The organism is Streptomyces sp. B1866, from assembly GCF_031932565.1.
Classification (GTDB): Bacteria; Actinomycetota; Actinomycetes; order Streptomycetales; family Streptomycetaceae; genus Streptomyces.
Map to the genome: position 1 here is coordinate 389 of NZ_JAVSCF010000083.1, position 22,761 is coordinate 23,149.

The 22,761-nt window shown below is 74.2% G+C and carries 18 protein-coding genes and 2 pseudogenes; 11 read left to right on the forward strand and 9 right to left on the reverse strand.

The features are described from left to right. Nucleotides 1-1,292 (reverse strand): inositol-3-phosphate synthase (locus RKE29_RS13730; RefSeq protein WP_312005497.1); only part of this gene is annotated, 1,292 nt, incomplete at its 3' end. 446 nt (nucleotides 1,293-1,738) lie between these two features. Here RKE29_RS13730 and RKE29_RS13735 point away from each other — a divergent pair. Beyond that, nucleotides 1,739-4,690, forward strand: coding sequence for a ferritin-like protein (locus RKE29_RS13735; protein ID WP_312005498.1), 2,952 nt, complete (start codon nucleotides 1,739-1,741; stop codon nucleotides 4,688-4,690). A 194-nt stretch (nucleotides 4,691-4,884) separates the two neighbouring features. On the opposite strand, the gene RKE29_RS13740 is transcribed toward RKE29_RS13735, so the two are convergent. Continuing rightward, entirely contained in the window at nucleotides 4,885-5,313 is a 429-nt protein-coding gene (locus RKE29_RS13740) for a hypothetical protein (protein WP_312005499.1), read from the reverse strand. A 271-nt stretch (nucleotides 5,314-5,584) separates the two neighbouring features. On the opposite strand from RKE29_RS13740, the gene RKE29_RS13745 reads away from it, so the two are divergent. Further along, nucleotides 5,585-7,036, forward strand: a complete 1,452-nt coding sequence (locus RKE29_RS13745; protein ID WP_312005500.1) for a carboxylesterase family protein — start codon at nucleotides 5,585-5,587, stop codon at nucleotides 7,034-7,036. Between the two features lie 403 nt (nucleotides 7,037-7,439). Beyond that, nucleotides 7,440-8,927, forward strand: a complete 1,488-nt coding sequence (locus tag RKE29_RS13750; RefSeq protein WP_312005501.1) for a glycoside hydrolase family 30 beta sandwich domain-containing protein — start codon at nucleotides 7,440-7,442, stop codon at nucleotides 8,925-8,927. 20 nt (nucleotides 8,928-8,947) lie between these two features. Here the strand turns inward: RKE29_RS13750 and RKE29_RS13755 are convergent, their stop codons facing one another. Both RKE29_RS13755 and RKE29_RS13760 read right to left on the reverse strand, forming a co-directional pair. Further along, nucleotides 8,948-10,000, reverse strand: coding sequence for an enoyl-CoA hydratase/isomerase family protein (locus RKE29_RS13755; protein WP_312005514.1), 1,053 nt, complete (start codon nucleotides 9,998-10,000; stop codon nucleotides 8,948-8,950). Between the two features lie 276 nt (nucleotides 10,001-10,276). After that, entirely contained in the window at nucleotides 10,277-11,533 is a 1,257-nt protein-coding gene (locus RKE29_RS13760; RefSeq protein ID WP_312005502.1) for a helix-turn-helix domain-containing protein, read from the reverse strand. 295 nt (nucleotides 11,534-11,828) lie between these two features. Here RKE29_RS13760 and RKE29_RS13765 point away from each other — a divergent pair. The 8 genes and pseudogenes from RKE29_RS13765 (at nucleotide 11,829) to RKE29_RS13800 (ending at nucleotide 20,255) form a co-directional block, all read left to right on the forward strand. Further along, nucleotides 11,829-13,756, forward strand: a pseudogene (locus RKE29_RS13765) (GMC oxidoreductase). Between the two features lie 488 nt (nucleotides 13,757-14,244). Next, entirely contained in the window at nucleotides 14,245-14,760 is a 516-nt protein-coding gene (locus RKE29_RS13770; RefSeq protein WP_312005503.1) for an XRE family transcriptional regulator, read from the forward strand. A gap of 201 nt (nucleotides 14,761-14,961) precedes the next feature. After that, on the forward strand, nucleotides 14,962-15,597 hold the full coding sequence (locus RKE29_RS13775; RefSeq protein ID WP_312005504.1) for a hypothetical protein: 636 nt from the start codon (nucleotides 14,962-14,964) through the stop codon (nucleotides 15,595-15,597). A gap of 10 nt (nucleotides 15,598-15,607) precedes the next feature. Next, a complete protein-coding gene (locus RKE29_RS13780) occupies nucleotides 15,608-16,864 on the forward strand; it encodes an MAB_1171c family putative transporter (RefSeq protein WP_312005505.1) in 1,257 nt (418 codons plus the stop codon). Beyond that, nucleotides 16,861-17,499 carry a hypothetical protein gene (locus RKE29_RS13785; protein ID WP_312005506.1) on the forward strand — a complete coding sequence of 213 codons (639 nt, stop codon included), beginning with the start codon at nucleotides 16,861-16,863 and terminating at the stop codon, nucleotides 17,497-17,499. The genes RKE29_RS13780 and RKE29_RS13785 overlap by 4 nt, the downstream gene beginning before the upstream one ends. A 151-nt stretch (nucleotides 17,500-17,650) precedes the next feature. After that, nucleotides 17,651-17,881: a DUF2945 domain-containing protein gene (locus RKE29_RS13790; protein WP_312005507.1), complete on the forward strand. Its 231-nt coding sequence runs from the start codon at nucleotides 17,651-17,653 to the stop codon at nucleotides 17,879-17,881. Next, nucleotides 17,878-18,222 (forward strand): DUF3140 domain-containing protein, encoded by a 345-nt coding sequence (locus tag RKE29_RS13795; protein ID WP_312005508.1) that lies wholly within the window; start codon nucleotides 17,878-17,880, stop codon nucleotides 18,220-18,222. Before RKE29_RS13790 ends, RKE29_RS13795 begins: the two co-directional genes overlap by 4 nt. Before the next feature lie 791 nt (nucleotides 18,223-19,013). Continuing rightward, nucleotides 19,014-20,255, forward strand: coding sequence for an acyl-CoA dehydrogenase family protein (locus RKE29_RS13800; RefSeq protein ID WP_312005509.1), 1,242 nt, complete (start codon nucleotides 19,014-19,016; stop codon nucleotides 20,253-20,255). A gap of 67 nt (nucleotides 20,256-20,322) precedes the next feature. On the opposite strand, the gene RKE29_RS13805 is transcribed toward RKE29_RS13800, so the two are convergent. The 5 genes and pseudogenes from RKE29_RS13805 to RKE29_RS13825 all read right to left on the reverse strand — a co-directional run. Continuing rightward, the gene (locus RKE29_RS13805; protein ID WP_312005510.1) at nucleotides 20,323-20,913 is read right to left on the reverse strand and encodes a GAF domain-containing protein; all 591 of its coding nucleotides are present in this window, start codon (nucleotides 20,911-20,913) and stop codon (nucleotides 20,323-20,325) included. Nucleotides 20,914-20,987: 74 nt separating this feature from the next. Further along, on the reverse strand, nucleotides 20,988-21,599 hold the full coding sequence (locus RKE29_RS13810) for an ATP/GTP-binding protein (protein WP_312005511.1): 612 nt from the start codon (nucleotides 21,597-21,599) through the stop codon (nucleotides 20,988-20,990). Then, on the reverse strand, nucleotides 21,577-21,951 hold the full coding sequence (locus RKE29_RS13815) for a DUF742 domain-containing protein (protein ID WP_312005512.1): 375 nt from the start codon (nucleotides 21,949-21,951) through the stop codon (nucleotides 21,577-21,579). Before RKE29_RS13815 ends, RKE29_RS13810 begins: the two co-directional genes overlap by 23 nt. A gap of 12 nt (nucleotides 21,952-21,963) precedes the next feature. Continuing rightward, the gene (locus RKE29_RS13820) at nucleotides 21,964-22,395 is read right to left on the reverse strand and encodes a roadblock/LC7 domain-containing protein (protein ID WP_312005513.1); all 432 of its coding nucleotides are present in this window, start codon (nucleotides 22,393-22,395) and stop codon (nucleotides 21,964-21,966) included. A 35-nt stretch (nucleotides 22,396-22,430) separates the two neighbouring features. Next, a pseudogene (locus RKE29_RS13825) lies at nucleotides 22,431-22,761 on the reverse strand (hypothetical protein); the annotation flags it as partial.

The following is a 22,761-nucleotide window of genomic DNA, read 5'->3' on the forward strand; positions in this document are numbered from 1 at the left end:
GCCGCTCCGGCCGCTCCGGCCGCTCCGGCCGCTCCGGCCGCTCCGGCCGCTCCGGCCGTGCTGGCCGCACCGGCGGCACCGGCCGCACCGGGTGCGCCGCCCACCCCGCCCGAACCGCCCGCCCCGCCGCCCAGCCCCGCCGCGAAGGCGCACAGCGCCGCGTACTGGGCGGCCAGGCCGAACTCCTCGCACCCCACCGGGTTCTTGAAGAAGAACCCCAGCTCGCCCAGCGGCCCCGTCCGGCCCGCCGCGTGCGCCGCCGCCGCCAGCCGGGCCAGGTCGAGCACCAGCGGAGCGGCGAGCGCGCAGTCGCAGCCCTGCCAGGTGACCTGGCAGCTCATCGGCACGCCGAGGAACCCCTCGAACGCCACGTGGTCCCACGCGGTCTTCCACGCGCCCAGCGCCGGTACGCAGTCGATGTGCACGTCGCCCTCGACCGCGTACCCCAGCATGGGCGCCAGGCCCCGCCGTTTGGAGACGGCCTTGCTGGCGGCGGGGCCCGGCGCGGCCAGGGTGGCGCCGTCGCCGCCGCCCAGCAGGTTCGTACCCGACCAGGCGCGCACCCGCAGGTGCCGGGCGGCGAACATCGGCGCCAGCGCCGACTGCACCAGCGTCTCGCCGGTCTTGGCGTCGCCGCCCGCGTAGGGCAGGCGGCAGCGGCGGGCCAGGTCGTGCAGGGCGGGCAGCCGGATGCCGGGAGAGGGGGTGAAGTCCACGTACGGGCAACCGGCGGTCAGCGCCGCGTACGCGTACAGGGAACTGGGCGGCAGCACGTCCGGCTCGGCGGCCAGGGCCCGCTCCAGCGCGGCGAGGTCGTCGTGCTCGGGCCGCAGCCGCACCGGCGCCTCGGTGGACGCCACGTGCACGACCACCACCCGCTCCAGGCCCAGCCGCTCGCGGAAGCCCGCCAGGTCGGCGGCGAGCGCGCGGGCCGCCTCGGCCTGCGGCGCGTCCGTACGCCCGGCCGGGTCGGGGTAGCCGGGGCGGATCTCCTGCTCGGCGGCTGCCAGGTCCTTCTCGACCGCCTCCGGCAGCCGGGCCGGGAGGGCCCCCTGGGCGGCCAGCTCGGCGGCGCGGTCGGCCAGCGGCACGCCGCTCGGGTCGTGCCCGCCGAAGACGAGGCCGTCCAGCGGCGGCAGGGCGCCGCCGGGGAAGCCGTCGCGCGCGGTCACGCAGCCGGTCGGCCCGGCGAGCCCGGCCCGGACCGCCGCCGCACCGGCCACGGCGGTGGTGGCGACCGCGCCGCGCGCCCCGACCAGCCAGACGCCCGTCCGGCGCCCCGTCTGCTGCATGCCGCTCTCCCTCGGTAGGTCACCGGGCTCGGTAGGTCACCGGGACCGTCCGGGCCGCATCCGGCGGCCCGGCAACCCGAAAGCCCCGGAATTCTCGGAATGTATGACCGGCTGACATATGGACCGTACGGGCCGGGCCGGGCCGCGCGCCGCACCTGCGCGCACTTGTCACCCTCGGGGACGACGCCGGAAGCCCACTCGGGCGACACCGGCCGTCCGCGCCCGCCGGGCGCGCCGCCGCTTTCCGCGCGCCCGGGCCGTCAGGGGCCCGCGGCCCGCGAACTCCCACCCGTTCGGAGGGATTCGCCGCTTTCCGGCCGCGATACATAGGGAGCGGCGTCCCGGAAGAGGTCCCGGAAAGTCCCGGCACTGTCTGCGCCACCGCACCCGACGGCCGTCGGAAGTCGCTTCCAGCGCACCGCGACCCGTTCGATCGGAGTTTTCTGTTGAGCTATCTGGAATACCCGCGCCTGCACTTCGCCGGACGCTTTTTCACCGACCCGTCCACCGTCAACAACGAGCCCGAGCACTACGACATCGACACGTTCGAGCCGCGGTGGCAGAAGCGGGGCGCGGTCCGCGACAGCGGCCAGTGGAACCCGCGCGGAGGCGCCTCGTTCCGCCTGTCCGACTGCACGGTGACCAGCGTGGTGCGCCGGGACGGCACGGTGGTGACCTCCGGCGACGTGGACCCGATCGTGGGCGGTTCCCTGGTGGACGACGGCCACCGGGTCAGCGCCAAGCTGTCGGACATCGACCCCCAGCAGCAGATGTCCACCACGATCTGGGGCCTGCGGCTGCGGCTGCTGGACCGGATGGGCCGCCTCGCGCGGTACGGCGACTTCCGTCCCGCGACCTTCGTGGACATCTGGGGCCGGGCCCCGCACCGCAACGGCATGACCCGGGCCTCGGCCATGTACCAGTCGGTCGTCAGGCTGCGGAACGAGGAGTCGGCGAAGTCGGACTCGGCGTTCGTCACCGGGGACCTGGCGCAGGCGACCGTCGGCGACAGCCTGTCCATCAAGTTCACCCTCGACGGCTACAGCGTCGACTGGCAGTCGCCGAACTTCACCACGGGCCGCATCGTGGGCTCCATCGGCCTGTGCGGGCCCGACGAGCCCCGGCAGTTCGTGCCCGCGCGCCGCCTGCGCATGCCCGGCGGCGCCAAGCCGCAGTACGTCTACCAGGGCAGGCCCGCCGAAGCGACGTGCCTGCTCACCGAGAAGAGACTGCTGCACGTCGACCTGGGCAACAGCATGCCGTGCACCAGCCCCGGCGGGCCGCCGGTCGACTTCGGCGCGTTGCAGGTGGTGCTGCTCCAGCCCGGCGGCGGGTCGCTGGTCGTCGGCCAGCTCGACCGCTTCGACGACGCCTTTTACCGGACCTTCGCCGGAATCGCCACCCTCCGGCTCTCCGAGGAGCACGCGAAACTGGCGGCCAGGTGCCGCATCGGGCTGCGTAACAAGGACGGGCTGCTGCTCGCGGAGAACGACGACGCCACGTACGCGCGGGCCGACGACTTCGTTTACCGCATCTACCCGAACGACCCCGAGGAGATCGAGCTGGGGCCGGAGGTGCGGATCCACGCCACGCAGTACGGCAAGCCGCTGGCGAACGCGCGGATCGCCTTCCCCGGCGGGCCGCAGAAGGAGGGGGAGACGGCGCCGCGGGGCCTCCAGCCGATCCCGCCGGTGACCACCGACGCCCGGGGCGTCGCCCGGGTCCGGCTGACGGCCACCGACCCGAAGAACCCGCGCGGGTACATCGACGGCCAGTTCTGGCCGCAGCTCGGATACGGCAGGGTGTACCAGCCGTCCGCACCCCAGGAGGGGCAGGCCGAGTCCCCGAACGAGGTGGTCGCCGACGACGGCGCGCTGTTCGTGCTGGTCTGGAACCACTACCCGTACCGGAAGCCGGAGGACACCTCCTGGGTCTCCGACGTGCACCCGATCCTCCAGCAGTACGCCAACCTCTACCCGGCGATGCGGGACGTGGTCGACCTCGGCAGCTACCGGGACGTCGTCACGTACCGGGAGCGGCTGAAGCACGTGTTCACCGTGCCCGTCGAGTCCCCGGCGTACATGCCGGTGACCCGGGACCTGTCACCGGGCAGGCGGGACGCGATCGTGGCCTGGCTGAACGAGCCCGGCGACCCGCCGTTCGCCCGCATCCGCAACGCCGACGACCTGCGGCGGCTCCTCCAGATCGCGCTGGAACTGGAGCACTCCACCATCCCGGCCTACCTGTGCGCCCTGTTCTCCCTCAAACCGGGCCGCAACCCGGAGGTCGGGCGGATCCTGCGCAGCGTGGTGATGCAGGAAATGCTGCACATGGCGCTGGTGGCCAACGTCATGAACGCCGTGGGCGGCGCGCCCCGGATCGGTCGGCCCGGCTTCGTCCCGGTCTACCCCGCCCACCTGCCGGGCGGGGTGCTGCCCGACCTGATGATCCACCTGCGCAAGTGCTCCAAGAAGCAGGTCCGCGAGGTGTTCATGGGCATCGAGCAGCCCGAGGAGCCGCTGCTGCCCAAGGCGATGGCCCAGGACGAGGTGGCTCCCCGGCTGATCCACCCGCACCTGCTCACGGTGGAGAACGGTGAGATCACCGGTTACGAGGACCCGGACACCAGGTCGGTCGTCGGCGCGGAGACGATGCGGGAGGACGTCTACGAGCCGATGCTCCAGTTCTACCGGAAGGCCACGTACAAGAAGTACACGATCGCCTGGCTCTACCAGCAGGTCATCCTCGGCATGGACCACCTGGTGAAGAGCGGTCGGAATCCCTTTGTCGACAAGCCGGGACTCCAGCTGGTGGACTGGCCGGGCGGGGCGCCGGGCAACCTCATCCGGGTCAAGGACCTCAAGACCGCCACCGCGGCGATCAACGAGATCATCTACCAGGGCGAGGGCGCGCAGGGGAAGCCGGAGTACGGGGGCGAGCCCGCCCACTACTACCGGTTCCAGCAGATCGTGAAGGGCCGGGAGCTGGCGGAACAGGACGACGGGTCCTGGGACTTCACCGGCCCGGAGATCCCCTTCGAGGAGGACGGCGTCTACCCGATGGTGGACGACCCGGTCACACAGAGCCTTCCGGCCGACTCGCTCGCCCGCAGCGCCTCCGAGCGCTTCAACCGGGTCTACGGCGACCTCCTGCAGGGCCTGCACCGGGTGTTCAACGGCCACCCCGAGGAACTCCAGGGCACCGTCTCGCAGATGTACTCCGTCGAGCTGCGGGCCAAGGAGCTGTTCGCGTTCCCCGCGCCGGAGGAGAAGCCCGCCGAGCCCGGCCCGTACACCTGGGACCCCGACAAGAAGCCGGTGCCGGATCCGGCGGCCGTCCCGGCCGCCGGAGCGCAGGCCGTGTGCGGGCCCAGCTTCCAGGTGCCCCCGGCGCCCTGACGGCCGCGCGCCACGCCGCTCGTACGCGCACCCCGCGCCCGTACGCGCGAGCGGCGTGGTCCCTACGCGCGTGCCGCGTGGTCCGTACGCGCGTGCGGGCCCGGGCCCGCCCCCGCGGCCGTTCTCCGGCCGGCGGGCGGCGGGCCCGGGCTCCCGATTCCCCCGGGTCCCGATCGCCCCGCGGCGGCCCCGCCTCACTCCTGCGGCGGCTCCCACCAGCTCACCAGCACCACCGCGTCGTTGAGGTCGTTGTCGCAGTCCGGGTGCCCGGCCATGTCCTCGGACAGGATCGCCCGGGTCTTCAGCAGACCCATGGTGGAGCTGGTCAGATAGGTGTCCGAGTCGGGCCATTCCTCGGCGTTCGGGTCCGGCTGGTGCTTGATCGTCACGTCGAGGGTGCGTTCGGCGGTATCCGCGTCGAGCTTTTTGATGCCGTCCGTGATCTCCTTGTTGGTCAGCGGCGCGTTGTCCTGCCCGGAGCCGGTGACTTCCCACACCTGATCCGGAGAACCCGTTTTCTTACAGGTGAACGTGACTTTCTGCTTGAACTGCGCATTGCTGTACGTCCGTATTTCCACCTTCCGGTCGGCCGGGATCTTCACGGTCTGAGTCGCCTGCGACATAGCGGTCCTCCTCGCGCGGGTGCTGCGGAAATCCGACGGCTTCACCAGAGAGTCCCCGGGACTCTCCATCAACCTAATGGGCTATGCAGTGACCGGCGATGCCGATACCGCCGTCCGAGTGAACTTCCGGCTGTTCCACCCGTCCGGTCCCGCGCGGACCGCACGCCCGCACCCGGACCGCCCGGGAGCCGCCGTACCCCGGCCGCAGACACGTACCGGCCGGTATGGCACTGTGTAGGCTGCAACTGGCATCCCAGAGTGAGGGGGAGTCGTGGTTCTGGCAGACCCGACAGCGCGGACGGCGTACGGTGCGGTGCGCGGCCGGACCGACAGCGACGGCGTCAGCTCCTTCAAGGGCGTCCCGTACGCGGCGCCGCTGGAGGGACCCGCGCGCTTCCAGGCCCCGGCCCCGCCCGAGCGGTGGGACGGCACGCGGGAGGCCGACCGCTTCAGCGCCGACGTGCCGCAGGTCGCGCTCCTCTCCGGCACGCCCTCCGCGTGGCGGCCCGGCGACGGCGCCGACTGCCTCAGCGTGAACGTGTGGACCCCCGACGCGTCCGGCGGCGGGCTGCCGGTCATGGTGTGGGTCCACGGCGGCGCCTTCATCGGCGGCACCGCCCGCCAGCCGCTGTACGACGGCACCCACCTGGCGCGGGCCGGCGTGGTCGTGGTCACGCTGAACTACCGGGTCGGCTTCGAGGGCTTCGGCCTGCTGCCGGACGCCCCGGACAACCGGGGCCTGCTCGACCAGCTCGCCGCGCTGCGCTGGGTGCGGGAGAACATCGCCCGGTTCGGCGGCGACCCGGACAACGTGACGTTCTTCGGCGAGTCGGCGGGCGGCACCTCGGTCGTGGCGCTGACCGCGGCGGACGCCGGACGCGGCCTGTTCCGCCGGACCATCGCGCAGAGCTCCGCCGACTCCTACCTCTCCCCCCGCCGCGCCCGCGCCGTCACCGAGCGGATCGCGGCGGCCGTCGGCGTGCCCGCCACAACCGAGGCGTTCGGACAGCTGCCGTCCGAGGCGATCCACGCCGTGCAGGCGGCCTCCGGCCAGGTCACCCCGTTCGGGCCGGTCCTGGGCGGGGAAGTGGTCCCCGGCCTGCCCTGGCGGCGGCTGCGCGCCGAGGTCGACCTGATCTCCGGGTTCAACCGCGACGAGTGGACCCTGTTCGCGCTGAACGAGGACCCGTCCTCGCAGGACCCGCAGGCCGCCGCCCGGCGGGCCGGCCTGCCGCCGGCCGCCCTCGCCGACTACCGCGCCGCCCACCCGGGCATCTCCGACCGCGACCTGTACGTGCTCGTCCAGTCCGACGCGCTCTTCCGCATGCCCTCGCTGTGGTGCGCCCAGGACCACCCAGGCCGTGCCTGGGCATACGAGCTGACCTGGGCCACGCCCGCCCTGGACGGCGCGCTCGCCGCGTGCCACGCCCTCGACCTGCCGCTGACCTTCGGCACCTTCGGCGACCAGTTCGCCTCCGTCGTGCTCGGCGACCCCGTCCCCGCCGAGGCGGAGACGCTGGCCAAGGAGATCCGCAAGGCGTGGACCTCCTTCGCCACGAGCGGCGACCCGGGCTGGCCCGAGTACCGCGCGGACGGGGGAGCGGCCCGGATCTGGGACGTGCCGGTGTCGGTCGCCGCCGACCTGGAGCCCGCGTCCCAGCGCATCTGGCAGGACACGCCCCGGCGCGCGGGCGTCTGGCAGGGCGCGTCCGAGGAGTCCTGAGCGGGGCGGCCGTACGGTCCGGCCCGTACGGCCGCCCTTGGCGTCACCCGGCCCGCGGGTGCGGGGCCGTACGTACGCCCCGGCTGACGCGGTGGCGCCGAGGCGACGCCGGGTCCGGGCAGTGAGCGGGTGCGGGTGTGGACCGGGGTCGGTCGGCCGCCCGGGCGCGGGGCTGTGCCCGCGCGTCCGGAGCGCCGAGTGCCGCGAGGCGGGCGCCGGGCGGAGGCGGTCCGGGCCCCTGGGCCTACGGGCCGCCTGGGCCGCGCCTCGTGCGGCGACGGCCGCGCGAGCCCGCGCGGGTCGGGTGGGGTCGGCCGCTGGCGCCACGGACCGGCGCCGCCCGGTGCGGAGCACCCAGGGCGGACCGGTTTGACCTGGCCACTCACGCGGAAGGAGCGCCAACGTGCCCCCCTTCAAACTGCGTTCACTCGCGCGTGGGACGCGTGCCCGCGCGCCGCGCGCCGTCAGGTCCCCCGGCCCCACCGCCCGGTTCGCCGCCGCCGCGACCGCCCTCGCGCTGGCCGTCGTCGGCTACACCCCCGCCTTCCCGGCCCAGGCCGCCGCGACCAGGGCGCAGGTGTGGATCACCACGCCCGACGGCGGCCGGAAGCTGGCCAGGGCCGAGGACGCGCCCTTCGGCAGCGCCCGGCGAGGCACGGCCATCGACGTGGACGCGGGGCGGCCCCGGCAGCGCTTCACCGGCATGGGCGGCTCTCTCACCGAGGCGTCGGCGCACCTGATCGCCCGGCTGCCCGAGGACACGCGCGAGGCACTGCTGCACGACCTGTTCTCCGCCGACGGCGACGGCATCGGACTGGACTTCCTGCGCCAGCCCTTCGGCGGCACGGACTTCGTCGCCCACCTGCCGTACTACTCCTACGAGGACTTCCCCGGCCTGTTCTCCATCGACCGCGACAAGCGGGAGATCCTTCCGCTGCTGCGCCGGGCCCGCGCGATCAACCCCGGCCTGACCGTCATGGCCTCGCCCTGGACCGCGCCCGGCTGGATGAAGGACAGCGGCAGCCTCGGCGGCGGCGACCTGAAGCCCGACCACTACGCCGACTATGCCGACTACCTGGTCGAGGCCGTCGAGGCGTACCGGGACGAGGGCGTCCCGGTCGACTACCTCACCGTCGCCAACGAGCCGCTGTTCGAGACGCTCTACCCCTCCATGGGCATGTCGTCGGGCGAGCAGGTGCGGCTGTTCCGCCTGCTGGACGAGAAGCTGACCGCGGCCGGGCTCGGCACCCGGCTGCTGGCCTTCGACCACAACTGGAACCACGCCGAGTACGCCCTGGACGTGCTGCGCAGGACGGCGGGCATCGGACGGGTGGCGGGCGCGTCCTTCCACTGCTACGGCGGCGAGCCGGAGCGGCAGCGGGACCTGCTGCGGGCGGGGGAGCGGGTGCTGTTCACCGAGTGCAGCACCACCGACGGCCACGACGGCGCCCAGGACTTCGCCGAGGCGCTGCGCTGGCAGACGCGGAACCTGGTGATCCGGCCGCTGCGCGAGGGCTCGGAGACCGTCGTCCTGTGGAACCTCGCCCTCGACCCCGACGGCCGCCCCGGCTTCGGCTGGTGCCGGGACTGCAACGGCGTCGTGGAGATCGACGGCTCCTCGGTGCGCCGCAACACCGAGTACTACGCCCTCGGGCACGTGTCGAAGTTCGTGCGCCCGGGCGCCCACCGCATCGCCTCCACCGTGCGCGGCCCGGCCGGGCTGGAGAACGTGACCTTCGAGAACCCGGACGGCACGCGCGTCAGCGTCGTCCTCAACGCCGACGACACCGGCCGTACGTTCTCGGTCACCGACGACGGCAGGTCCTTCTCCTACCGGCTGCCGGCGGGGTCCGTCGCCACCTTCACCTGGCCCGGCGTCCCCGCGCACTGACCGCCGGGCCCGAGGCGGCGCTACCCGGCCGCGGCGCCCGGCGCCAGGCCCAGCTCCCGCTCGCCCAGCGGGGCGAAGAACCGCTCCACGTCCGCCTCGGCCACCGCCGCCAGCGACGGCGGCGACCAGCGCGGCGCGCGGTCCTTGTCGATCACCTGGGCGCGGATGCCCTCCACCAGGTCGGGCGAGGACAGGGACGCGCAGGAGACGCGGTACTCCTGGTCGAGCACCGCCTCCAGCGAGCCGAGGCGGCGGGCCCGGCGCAGCGCCCGCAGGGTGACCTTCAGCGCGGTGGGCGACCTCTCCGCGAGCAGGCCGGCGGCCTCCTTGGCGGCCGGTACGCCGGCGTCCCGCAGCCGCGCGACGATCTCCTCCACGGTGTCGGCCGCGTAGCAGGCGTCGATCCACGCGCGGTGGGCGGCCAGCTCTCCGGGCGGCGCGGGCTCGGCCACGGCGGCCACCGCCGCGCCCGGCTCGCCGTCCGCCAGGGCCGCCACCAGCGCGGGCAGCCGTGAGGAGGGCACGAAGTGGTCGGCCAGGCCCCCGGCGATCGCGTCGCCCGCGCCGATCCGCGCCGAGGTCAGCGCCAGGTGCGTGCCGGTCTCGCCCGGCATCCGGCTGAGCAGGTACGTGCCGCCGACGTCCGGCACGAAACCGATGGTGGTCTCCGGCATGGCCAGCGCCGTCCGCTCGGTGACCACCCGCACGCCGCCGTGCGCGGATATCCCCACGCCGCCGCCCATCACGATGCCGTCCATGAGTGCCACGTACGGCTTGGGATACCGGGCGACGCGGGCGTTGAGCCGGTACTCGTCGCGGAAGAAGTCCCGGGAGGCGGCGCCGCCGGCGGCGACGGCGTCCGCGTGCATGTTCCGGATGTCGCCGCCCGCGCACAGGCCCCGCTCGCCCTCGCCGGTGACGACGACGGCGGCCACCGCCGGGTCCCGCTCCCACGCGTCCAGCGCGGCGTGCAGGCGGCGGATCATGCCGTGGTCGAGGGCGTTGAGCGCGCGGGGCCGGTTGAGGACGAGGAACCCGGCCCGGCCCGCGCGGCGGACCCGTACGGTCTCCACGGCGTCCTGGGCGCCCGGCCCGCGCCCGCCTGGCGGCGTGGTCGGCTCGGTCGGCCTGGTCATGGGCGTCTCCCCTCCCGGTGCGGTCCCGCGGCGGTGCGCGTCGCGGGTGCGGTCGCGGCGGCCGTACGGGCCGGTCGGGGCCCGCGCGGGTTGCCAGACGCATACTCTCAAAGGTCCCTGTCCGGCCCGTACGCCGCACCGGCCCCCACAGGCGCGTACGTGCGCGTACGGCCCGGGGGCTCGCCCCGCGCGGGGCGAGCCGCGCGGCGCGGCTCAGGCGGAGGGCGGGGCCGGGGGCAGGGCGCGGTCGCCGAGCCGGTGGACCAGCTCCAGCGCCAGGGCCAGCGCCAGCCGCCGCTCGCCGACCGGGTGGCCCAGCAGCGCCTCGGCGCGCGCCACGCGGTGCAGGACGGTGTTGCGGTGGGTGTGCAGGCGGCGGGCGGCGCGCGGCGCGTTGCCGCCCTCGTCCAGGTAGACCCGCACCGTGTCGCGCAGCGTCTCCAGGCCCGCCCCGGCACCGGCCAGCGGGCCGAGCGCCCCGGCCGTGAACTCCTGCGTCTGCTCCTGGTCGCGGCCGGCCAGGGCCACCACCTCGATCTCGTGGTAGGCGGTGAGCTGGTCGGACCGGGGCGTGCCCGCCAGCAGCCGCTGGGCGGCCACGGCCGCCGTGTGGCCGCGGCGGAACCCGGCGATGCCCTCCCGGGGCGGGCCGAGCGCCACCCGCACGTTCGGCGGGGCGTGCTCGGCCAGCGCCGCCCGCAGGGCCGCCCAGTCGGGCTCCTCGTGGGTGGCGATCCACGCCCACAGCGTCGAGGTGCCCGCGGGCAGCGTCAGCGGGCGGCGGGCGCGCGCGGCCACCGCCAGCACGGCCGCCGCCTGCTCCAGGACGCCCTGGCCCGCGCCGGGCGGCTCGGCCCACAGCACGGCGGCGGTGTGCCGGGCCGCCAGGTCGTAGCCCAGGCGCCGGTTGGCCCGCTCCAGGCTGATCGGCGCGCCGTCCAGCAGCAGCCGGACGGTCTCGGCGCGCTGGGCCACGGCGCCGGAGCGCAGATCCCCGCGCTCCTGCTCCATCTGCGTCAGCACCGCGTCCAGCGCGCCGTCGACGTAGGCGAACATCAGCGTCGACGACGCCTGGAGCACGTCGACCAGGTCGCCGCGGGAGGGAATGGTGGCCGCGGCCACGTCCATCCACCGCCGCCACGCCACGTTCACCCCGGTGCGGTAGGACTGCACCAGGGACTGCAACTCCACGCCGCGCCGGATCAGCGTGCGGGCCAGGTCCAGGGTCTCGGGCGGGGCGTCCCGGGACAGGGGCTCGCCGGGGTGCACCCGCATGGCGGTCAGCCAGCGCACCACGTTCGCCCGGCTGCTGGCGCGGCTCTCGGCGGCCAGGGTGGGGTCGTCGGCGAGCACCGGCGCCACCTTGAAGATCGCCTCGTCCACGGTGGGCAGCAGCTCGTCCACTTCGGCGGCGATCTGCTCGGCGACGTGCCGTATCCACTCGGCGGCCACCGGACCGGTCGACTCCATGGCCGAAACCTACCTTCGGAGGTGCCTCGCGGCACAGTCCGCCGCGGTGCCTTGGGCTCCCGCACATCGCGCGCCGGGCGCGGCCCGGCCTACGGTTGCCCGCATCCCCGGTGCTCCCGGCACCCGTGGCGCCCGGCCCGCGGGCCGGTACGGGCCCGCGCGGCACCCACCGCGCGCCCCTGCCGTCCCGGCGGGGCCGCCCGCGCCACGGCCCCGCCCCGAGCACTCCCGGGCCACCCCGGGCCACCCCGGGCCAACCCCGAGCCATCCAGAGCCATCCAGCAGGAGCCGCCTCATGAGCAGCACGGACCCCGCCCCGCACGGCGCGCCCGCCTTCGACTACGACGTGATCGTGATCGGCTCGGGCTTCGGCGGCTCCGTCTCGGCCCTGCGGCTGACAGAGAAGGGCTACCGGGTCGCCGTGCTGGAGGCCGGGCGCAGATTCGCGGCCGAGGACCTGCCGAAGACGTCCTGGGCCCTGCGCGACTACCTGTGGGCCCCGGCGCTGGGCCTGTACGGAATCCAGCGCATCCACGTGCTGGCCAACGTGCTGATCCTCGCCGGTGCGGGCGTCGGCGGCGGCTCGCTGAACTACGCCAACACCCTCTACGTACCGCCCAGGGCGTTCTTCGAGGACCGGCAGTGGCGGCACATCACCGACTGGCAGGCGGAACTCGCGCCCTTCTATGACCAGGCGCGGCGCATGCTGGGCGTGCGGACCAACCCCACCACGACCCCGTCCGACGTCCACCTGAAGGCCGCCGCCGAGGCGATGGGCTGCGGGGACACCTTCCACCTGGCGCCGGTGGGGGTCTTCTTCGGGGACGGCGAAGACGCCGTGGAAGAGGGAGCCGAGGGCGTGCGGGTCGCGCCCGGCACGGAGGTGCCCGACCCGTACTTCGGCGGGGCCGGGCCGAGCCGGCGCGCCTGCGTGGAGTGCGGCTCGTGCATGACCGGCTGCCGGCTGGGCGCCAAGAACATGCTCACCGAGAACTACCTCTACCTCGCCGAGCGCGGCGGCGCCGAGATCCACCCGCTGACCACCGTCACCCACCTGCGGCCGCTGTCCGAGGGCTTCGCCGTCGACGTGCGCCGCACCGGCGCGCGCACCCGGAACCCGCGCAAGGCCGGGGCGCGTACCCTCACCGCCGCGCGGGTGGTGGTCGCGGCCGGCACGTACGGCACGCAGACCCTGCTGCACCGGATGCGCGACGGCGGCCACCTGCCGCGGATCTCCGCCCGGCTCGGCGAGCTGACCCGCACCAACTCCGAGGCCCTGGTCGGCGCGCAGACCACCGACCGGCGCTACGGCGAGCGGGCCGACTTCACCCGCGGCGTGGCCATCACCTCCTCGGTGCACCCGGACGAGCACACCCACATCGAGCCCGTCCGCTACGGCAAGGGGTCCAACGCCATGGGCCTGCTCAGCATCCAGCAGGTGCCCGGCGCCGGGCGCGGCCCGCGCTGGCTGCGGTACCTGGGCACGGTCGTGCGCCACCCGGTGGTGTTCGCCATGTCGCTGGACCGGCGCCGCTGGTCGGAGCGCAGCATCATCGGCCTGGTCATGCAGTCGCTGGACAACTCCCTCACCGTCTCGCTGAAGAAGACCGGGCTGGGCAAGGGCAGGCTCACCTCCCGGCAGGGGTACGGCGCGCCGAACCCGAACTGGATTCCGGCCGCCGAGGAGGGCGCCCGGGCGCTGGCCGCGTCGATCAACGGCTTCGCGGGCGGCAGCGTCGGAGAGATCTTCGACATGCCGATGACCGCGCACTTCCTCGGCGGCTGCCCCATCGGCGACAGCCCGGAGCACGGCGTGGTCGACCCGTACCACCGGCTGTACGGCTACCCGGGCGTCAGCGTGGTGGACGGCGCGGCGGTGACCGCCAACCTGGGTGTCAACCCGTCGCTGACCATCACCGCGCAGGCGGAGCGGGCCCTGTCGATGTGGCCCAACAAGGGCGAGGCCGACCCGCGCCCGGCGCAGGGCGAGGGGTACCGGCCGGTGGCGGCCGTGGCGCCGNGCAGGGCGAGGGGTACCGGCCGGTGGCGGCCGTGGCGCCGCGGCGGCCGGCGGTGCCGGAGGGCGCGTACGGCGCGCTGCGGCTGCCGCTGCTGCCGGTACCGGCGGTGCCGCCCGCCCAGGCCGCCCCGGCCGCCCCGGCCGAGCGATCCGCTCCGGCGGCCCGGCGGCCGGACGGCGGCACGGGCGCGCCGGAGGCCTGACGGCGGAGGACGGGCGGCGGGCGGTGGCCGGCCCTGGCGCTCGGCGGGCGGCCGTACGCGGACGGCCCGCGCGTACGCGAGACGCCCGTACGCGCGAGGCTCGTGCGTGGACGGCCGGGCCCGGCGGGCAGAGCGCCCGTACGCGCGGGACCGGGACGCACGGCTGCCCGGACGCGGCGGGCGGGACGCGGCGGAGCCCGGGTCACGTCACGCGACCCGGGCTCCGCGGGGGGCAGCCGCGTGCGCTCGCACCGGGCTGCCCCCGCTCGGCCCGCTCCCCCCGGTCCGCCGACGGCCGCGGCGTAAGCACCCCCGTCCCGTACGCCGCGGCAGCGTCAACTTTGTTTTACGGGCCGCATTCAATATGGCACCCCGAGCGGGCAATGTCAACCAAACTTTACGCTGTCCCTGGAGGGTCCGAACCCCGTAAAGTTGAGGTGATGGACCACGGCCGTCGTGGCCCGTGGCCGACCGCGAGGAGCGATCAGGTGGACGAGGTGACTCCCGCGAACGGGCGCACCATCGCGCAGAAGCTCGATCACCTCATCACCACGCTCCATCCCGCGGACCGCGGGCCGCTGAGCTACATGGAGATCGCGGAGGGGATCAGGAAGAAGGCCGGGCCCGACGGGCCGACCGTCTCCCACGCCACCATCCAGAAGATCCGCAAGGGCGAGATCACCGACCCCAAGGTGAGCACCCTCACCGTGATCGCGGGCTTCTTCGGCGTGCCCGTCACGTACTTCTTCGACGACGCCGTCGCCAGCCGGGTCGACGCCAAGCTGGCCCGGGTCAAGGAGCGGGTCGAGCTGACCCGGTCCCAGCGCGAGCTCGCGGAGATCCTCCAGGACGGCGACGTACGGGACGTGGCCGTACGCATGAACGGGCTGTCCGCCGACAGCCTGCGCGCCATCCGCGGCGTGATCGAGCAGGCCCGACGGCTCGAAGGGCTGCCCGAGACCCCGGCCGCCGCGCCGCGGGCCGGGCGCGTCAGGAGAGCGTGACGGACCGTGCAGCCCTGCCGTGCCGCGCCGCGCCGCGCGCCCCGCGCCCGGCTGGCCGGATCCCGGCGGCGCGCGCGGCACCGCCTTGAGGACCGGCCGCGACCCTGCATAGGCTGCGACCCCGGTATGCCCTCCGCCCGGCGAACCGACCGGACGGGACGGAGCGGACCGGGACCGCGCATTTCGGTCAGCGAGGTACGCATGTACAAGACGCGACGCCGGACTCGCTGTGAGGCCGTCGCCGACACGCTCGACATACCCCGGCCCTTCGACCTCGACACCCTGTGCGACCGCGTCGCCGCCCGGCGCGGCCGCCCGCTGCGGCTGGTGCCGCTGGAAGGGGCCCCGGACGCCAGCATGCCGTGCGGCGTGTGGGTGGCCACCCGGGAGGCGGACCTGATCTTCTACGAGCCCGCCACCAGCGCCCTGCACAAGCTGCACATCGTGCTGCACGAGCTGGCCCACCTGCTGCTGGGGCACGGCGCGCCCGACGCGGAGCGGCCCGCGTACGCCGGCCGCCTGCTGGAAGGCCCCACCGGCGGTGCGGCCGCGTACGGGGCGGACGGTCTGGCCGGTCTGGCCGGACTGGACGGTCTGGACGGTCTGGGCGAGGGGGACGACGAGCTGGACCTCGACCAGGTCCTGCACATCCTCGGTCGCACCAGCTACAGCGACAACGAGGAGAAGGACGCCGAACTCCTCGCGACCATCCTCAGCGGCCGCATCCTCGCCCAGGAGGCCACGTCCGACCGGGCGTCGGGCGGCGGCCGGGCGGCCGGCGTGCTGCACCGGCTCAACGACGCCCTCGGCCACCCCATCCGCCACGACCGGCCGTGAGGAGGGCCCGGTGGAGAACGCTGTCCTGGTCCTGCTGTGGGCGGTGGCCCTGTGGCGCGCGCCCTCGGCGGTGCGCTCCGCCCGGCAGCGCACGCTGTGGGCCGCCTTCGCCGCGCTGACCGGCGCGATGACCCTGCGCGTACCGGACGTGATGCGCGCCATCGACGGCGCCGTCGGCGTCAACAACCTCTCCACCCTGCTCAAGCACGCGCTGGGCATCGTCGCCGCGGCCTCGGTGCTGGAGTTCGTCGTCGTCATCACCCGGCCCGAGGAGCGCGCCGGAGCGCGGGTGAGGCTGGGCGCGGCGGGCGCGGCCATGGCGGCGATGGGCGTCCTGTTCGCCTTCGTGCCGCGCGCCGACGAGGACGTCGACTTCTTCGAGCGCAGCGCCGGCTCCGGCATCGCCACCGCCTACCAGACGGTGTGGCTCGCCTACCTCGGCACGGCCATGGCCGTGGCTACCTGGCTGTTCTGGGGCTCCAGCCGGCACGCCGGCGCCGGCTGGCTGCGCACCGGCCTGCGGCTGCTGGGCGCGGGCACGGCCGCGGGCGTACTGTACGCGCTGTGCCGGGCGGGCTACCTGCTGCTGCGGCTCACCGGCGCCGTCGGCTCCGGCAGCGACGCGCGCGCCGGCGGCGTCACCGACGTCATGAAACTGCTCGCCATCGGCCTCATTGTGGTGGGCAGCTCGGTGCCCGCCGTCGGCGTGGCCTGGCGCGGCGCCCGGCACGGCTGGTACCTGTGGCGGCTGCGACCGCTGTGGCGCGACCTGACGGCGGCCGTGCCCGAGGTCGTCCTGGACGAGGAGTTGCGCCGCAGGGAGCTGCGCATGCGGCTGCACCGCCGGGTGGTGGAGATCCGCGACGCCGTCCTCGCGCTGCACCCCTACGCCACGGCCGACCTGCGGCGGGAGGCCGCCGCGGCCGGGCGGGGCGCGGGCCCGGGCACCGCGTCCGCGCGGGCGACCGCCGAGGCCTGCTGGCTGGAGACGGCCCGGCGCGCCAAGCTCGCCGGCCGTCCGCCGGTCGACCTGGTGGAGCGGCAGCCCGGCGCGCCGGGCGACGCGGTGGACCTCGACGCCGAGGCCCGCTGGCTGCGCGCGGTCGGGGCCGCCCGGCGCGGCGAGACCGTGCGCCGGTTCGCCGCCGCCCGCCTGGAGGGCTCGCCCGGCTCTCCCGGCTCTCCCGGTTCGTCCGGGCCGACCGGCACCGGGCCCGGCGCCGGGCCTGACTCCGGGGGCTCCCGGCGGGAGACGGCGGCGCAGTGACCACCGACACGACCGGCACCGCCGAGGCCACCGGCGGCGCGGCGGCTGTCGGCAGGGCCCCGGCCCGGCGCCGAGTCGCCCGCCTCGTCACCGACGGCCTGGAGCCGAAGAACTGGATCGTTCCGCTGACCCTGGCCGTGGGCTGGCGCGCCGACGGCGCGGCCGGGGCGGGCTGGGGGCTGTACGCGACCGTGTTCGCGGCCGTCCTGCCCGTGCTGTTCATCCGCTTCGGGGTCCGCCGCGGCCGGTGGGCCGACCGGCACGTGGGCGTGCGGCGGCAGCGCCTGGCCGTGCTGGTCTTCGTCGTCTGCTCGGTCGCCGCGGGCACGCTGTCCATGGCGCTGCTCGGCGCGCCGCCGGAGATGGTGGCCCTCGTCGCGGCCATGGCCGCGACACTCGTCGTGCTCATGGCGATCACGGTGGCCTGGAAGGTGTCCGTCCACGCCGCGGTCTCCTGCGGCAGCGTCGTGATCCTCGCATTCGCCTACGGTCCGTGGGCGCTGGCGTGCGCTCCGCTCACCGCAATGGTGGGATGGTCCCGGGTCGCGCTGCGGGACCACACGCCGGCGCAGGTCGTCGCCGGTGCGGCCCTGGGAGCCGCGGTGGCCGGAGCGGTCTTCGCGCTGGCGCGCTAGCCCTCCGGACAGACCCCCGCGCGGCGTCTTTCCGGGTCCGTACGGGCCCGGATCCGCGGCCGGGCGCTGCGTCCACCGGCCCCTGGCGGGCACTCGTCCCGCGTGCCCGCGACAGGCGGCACGACGGGACGAGACGGAAAGGGGCGCTCGCATGTCGAAGGACAAGCAGCTGCGCAGGGGCGACAAGGTGACCTGGCGGATCCACGGCAGCACCGCGCTCGGGACGGTCGTCCGCAAGATCACCGAGCGCACCCGGGCAGGCGGCCGCACGGTCGACGCGTCGCGGGAGAAGCCCCAGTACGAGGTGGAGAGCGCGAAGTCCGGCAAGAGGGCGGTCCACCGGCCCCAGGTCCTGCACAAGAAGGGCGACCGGCGGTCATGAGCCCGGCCCGCGGCGGCGCCGCGCCGGAGGAGACGGTCAGGGAGTTCCGCGAGGCCGTCAACCTCTCGCCGCGCCGGCTGGAACAGTGGCTCCGCACCGAGGAGTCGCTCAGTGTGGGCCAGAAGAAGGCCGGCGGCGAGAGCGTCGGGCACGCCTCCGGGCGGCGGATCGTGCGACTGCTGAGAACGAAGACGTCCGATCTCACCGAGGACGACCTCGCCCACATGCGCAAGGTGGTGGGATACGTCCACCGCCACCTGGCTCAGCGGCCGGAAGGCGACGTCGGCGGGACCCGGTGGCGCTATGCGCTCATGAACTGGGGCCACGACCCCCAGGTCTGATCGCCGAACGCGCCGGATCCGACGCGTTGCCGCCTGGCCTTCCGGGAAACAGGTAGGCATCAATGGCCGGAACACATCGATAGATGGCCGAGAAGTGACTCAGGGGGCGCCTGCGACGGACGAGGTGGCCGCCGGGGAAACGTTCCAGCCCCTTGCAGGGTCCCGGAGGTCGTTGCCAGAACGCCTCGGGATCGTTCCATGGTCGCTTCCGCCGGCCCGCACTGACCGGCGCAAGGCGACATGAGTGATGGAACGTGTCAAATACGGGCACCAGCGTCTGTTGACAAAGGTTCCAAACGATATTGGAACGCTCGCAAAGCGGTGCTGCAACGACGGCGATAAATCGTCACCGTAACTCCTGTGCCTCACCTCCCCGGGACCGAGGGGGTGAGTGCGCCTGACCGAATATCGGCCCGCTTCATCTGTCCGCCTACGAGAATGAGCGACCGTGACTGTGCTTGAGACCGATGTCGACCGTGCCCGCCGACCGTCAGACCGGCGCTGTGCCAGGCCGACCGGACCCGTGAGGTGACCCCCACCGCGTGAGGCCGCCGGGACATCAGGCTCCGGACCGCCCGCGCGCCGGCGCGGGCTGAGCGTGGTCACGCTCACCCATCAATCCCGGCCATGTCGACACGTCGATTGATTCCCTCACGACGACTCACCATGACTCACCCATGAGACGAGAGTCCTCGGCCTGCGCCCGTACCGCACGTGCGTCGGCGCACCACCAGGGCGGTCACGTTCAGTGACACGCGACTCGCGAGGAAGGCAGGGCTAGCCCACACATGATGGACGGCTACTTCAGTACCGACGCACACCGCCTGCTCAGGGCACGCGTCCGGGAATTCGCCGACACCCACATACGGCCCCGAATACCGGAGATGGAAGCCTCCAAAACCGTGCATCGCGAGCTGTCGCGACTCATCGCGCGCCAGGGCTGGATCGGCGTCACCATCGACGCCGAGTACGGCGGGATGGGCATGGGCCACCTGGCCAAAACCATCATCATCGAGGAGCTGTCCCGGGCCGCCGGCGCCATGGGCGCCATGGTCCAGGCCTCGCAGCTCGGCGTGGCCAAAATCGTGCACTTCGGCGACGAGAGGCAGAAGAACACCTGGCTTCCGGCCATCGCGGCCGGCGACTGCCTGCCCACCATCGCCGTCACCGAGCCCACCTCGGGCAGCCACGTGCTGGGCATGTCCGCGACCGCGCGGCGCGACGGGGACGACTACATCCTCAACGGCTGCAAGGTGTTCGTCGGCAACAGCCACGTCGGCGACCTGCACGGCGTCGTGGTGCGCACCGGGCGCGGCTCGGAAGGCCTGTCGGCGTTCCTGGTCGAGGCCGACCGGCCGGGCTGCTCGCTGGCCCCCCAGCAGACCGCGATGGGCCTGCACGGCTTCAGCTTCGGCGAGATCATCTTCGACAACTGCCGGGTGCCGGCCGCGAACCGGCTCGGCCGCGAGGGCGACGGGCTCGCCGTGGCGTATTCCTCCAGCGTGCTGTACGGCCGGCCGAACCTGACCGCCGTCTCCCTGGGCATCCACCAGGCGATCGTGGAGGAGACGGCCGCCTTCGCCGCGCGGCAGATCCGCTACGGCAAGCCCCTGGCCGAACTGGCCACCGTCAAGCAGCGGCTCGGCGCCATGCAGTCCCGCCTGATGACCGCCCGCCTGGCGGCCTACCACGCGGTGCACCTGCTGGACCGCGGCCTGCCCTGCGACGCCGAGCTGCAGAACGCCAAGCTCGTCAACGTCGAGTACGCGATGGACTCCGCGCGCGAGGCGATGGAGGTGCACGGCGCCGCCGGGCTGTACACCGACCGGCCCGTCGAGCGGTTCCTGCGGGACGCCTTCCACATCTTCGCGCCGGCCGGCACCTCCGACGTACAGCGGCTGCGGCTGGCCGAGGTGGCCCTCGGCCTCCCGCACGGCCAGTGGTCGGAGCGGCTGGCCGCCCCCACGGAAGCGGCGAGCGGGCTTCCGGAGGCGGGCGTCCCGGCACCCGGGACCGTACCGGCGCCGGTGTAGCGGCCACGCGTCGCCCGGCGCCGGGTCACCTCACCCGGCGCCGGGCGACGAGGCCGCGGTCAGGACGTCAGCCCGCGCGGCGCTGAATGAGCTGGATGACCTGCTCCGCGCGGTCCTTGATGAACGCCAGCCCCTCCCGGCCCCACGGGCACGGCTCGGTGTCCACCACGCAGATGGTCCCCAGGGCCGTACCCGTCTGGGTGTCGATGAGCGGCGCGCCCAGGTAGGTGCGGATGCCGATGTGGTCGACGACCTCGTTGCCGGCGAACCGCGGGTAGGCGCACACGTCCGGCAGCACCAGGGCCTTGCCCCGGTCGACCACGTGCGGGCAGTACCCCTGGTCCAGGGTCATGATCCGGCCGACTTCCGGGCCGCCCTCCGCGCTCGTCCCGGGCGTGGGCTGGTCGTGGCTCGGCGGGGTGTACAGGCCCGCGAAGAACTGGTGGTCCTGCGTGATGAAGTTGATCATCGCGTACGGCGCGTTGGGCCGGCCCACGATCCGGGCCGCGGTCTGGGCCAGCTCGGCGCAGAACGCGTCGAACTCCGGGTCCGCGCGGTCGGTCAGGCCCAGCTCGCGCAGCCGGGCGTCGCGCAGCGGCGCCTTGGCGTCGTTGGGGGTCAGCAGGTGGCGGCCGCTGTCGGTGTCGAAGGTTGACATGCGTCGGCTCCGATCTGGAAGGGGATGCGGGTTGCGGGGGGCGGGGGAGGCGGCGGACGGACCGGGGCGCGGCGTCAGCGGGCGGGCGCGTCGTACGCCGCCGGGGAGCGCTGGGCCAGGGACATCCGCTGGGCGTGCTCGACCAGCGCGATGAGCACCCGCCGCGCCGAGGCCGAGGTGCGGGCGTCACACAGCAGCACCGGCACGTCGGGTTTGAGCTCCAGTGCGTCGCGCACCTCGTTCGGGTCGTAGCGAAACGATCCGTCGAACTCGTTGACCGCCACGACGAAGGGCACCTTGCGCAGCTCGAAGTACTCGATGGCGGCGAAGGAGTCCAGCAGCCTGCGGGTGTCCACCAGCACCACCGCACCGACCGCGCCCAGCGCCAGGTCCTCCCACATGAACCAGAACCGCGGCTGCCCCGGGGTGCCGAACAGCAGCAGCACCAGCTGCTGCTGGGGGAAGGTGATACGGCCGAAGTCCATGGACACCGTGGTGGTGGCCTTGCGCTCCACCCCGTGCAGGTTGTCGGTGCCGATGCTGGCCGAGGTCAGAGTCTCCTCGGTGGTCAGCGGCTTGATCTCGCTGACGGCCCCGACCATGGTCGTCTTCCCCACGCCGAAGCCACCGGCGATCACAATCTTCAGCGGCGTCAGTGACGCGTCAGAGTTGTCGAAGGCCGACAAGCAGCGCCTCCAGGATCAGCGGGTCCGCGGGGTCGGCGGCCCGGGCGGGCATCGAGAGGATGAGGGTGTGGGAGTCGATGAGGTCGGCCAGCAGCACCTTGGTGACCTGCACCGGCAGGCGCAGGGTCGCCGCGACCTCGGCCACCGATCTCGGCCCCACCCGGCACAGGTCCAGCGCCTGGTCGTGCTCGGGACTCAGGTCGGCCGAGGCGTTCGTGCTGGCCCGGACCAGTGAGGCCAGACTCAGCTCCTGGGTGGGGCGGGTGCGCCCCTGCGTAAGCGCGTACGGGCGCAGGGCCGGCGTGTCATCGTCGACCCACGGTTCGTTGTTGTAGGCATCGGACCCAGTCATTTCACCGTCATCTCACAGAGCCGCACCGGGGGACACGCTGGTCCGCACCGGTGTGGCCAGGTGGCTGGCGACAGACTTCACGAGCTGCGCCATCTCGTAGCCGACCAGGCTCAGGTCGGCCTCGTGGCTGGCCAGCACCGCCAGCACGGCGCTGTTGCCCGCCCGCGACACGAACAGCAGCCCGTCGTCGTGCTCCACGACCACCTGCCGCACCTTGCCCGTGCTGTGCTCCACGAAGTCGCCGACCCCCCGCGCCAGCGAGCACAGGCCGGTGGCGATGGCGCTGAGCCGGTCCGCCTGGTCGGCGGTCAGCCCGTGCAGGTGCTTCTTCACACCGTCGCTCGACGCCACCACGGCGCTGCGCGTGTGGGCGATCCGCTCGATGAAGTTGGCCAGCAGCCAGTCGAGTTCGGCTGACCGGCCCGGCGACACTTCACTCACCATGATCGATGTCCTCCTTGAGGTGCCTTGAGGTGCGGTTAGCTCGTGTGGACGGTGGAGCCCAGCGGGCCGTCCCCGTCGGCGCGGGCGACGCCCTCCGAGAACCGGGCCATCAGCCCCGGCGTGGGACCGGCGGCGTCGTCCTCGCAGGCGGAGTCGTTCTCGTAGAACTCGGGCGCCAGGTAGGTTCCGCTGCGTCGCGGCAGCGGCGGCCGGTCGGCGTCCTCCTCGGCCCGGGGGTGGGCGGTGCGCAGCGGCAGGGCCGGCGAGGGTCTGCCGCCGCCCTGCGCCGGGCCGCCCGCCGGCGCCGGCTCCTGGTTCCGGGCGGCGTGCCGCGGCGACCCCGTCGAGGCGGCGGCCGGCGCGGAG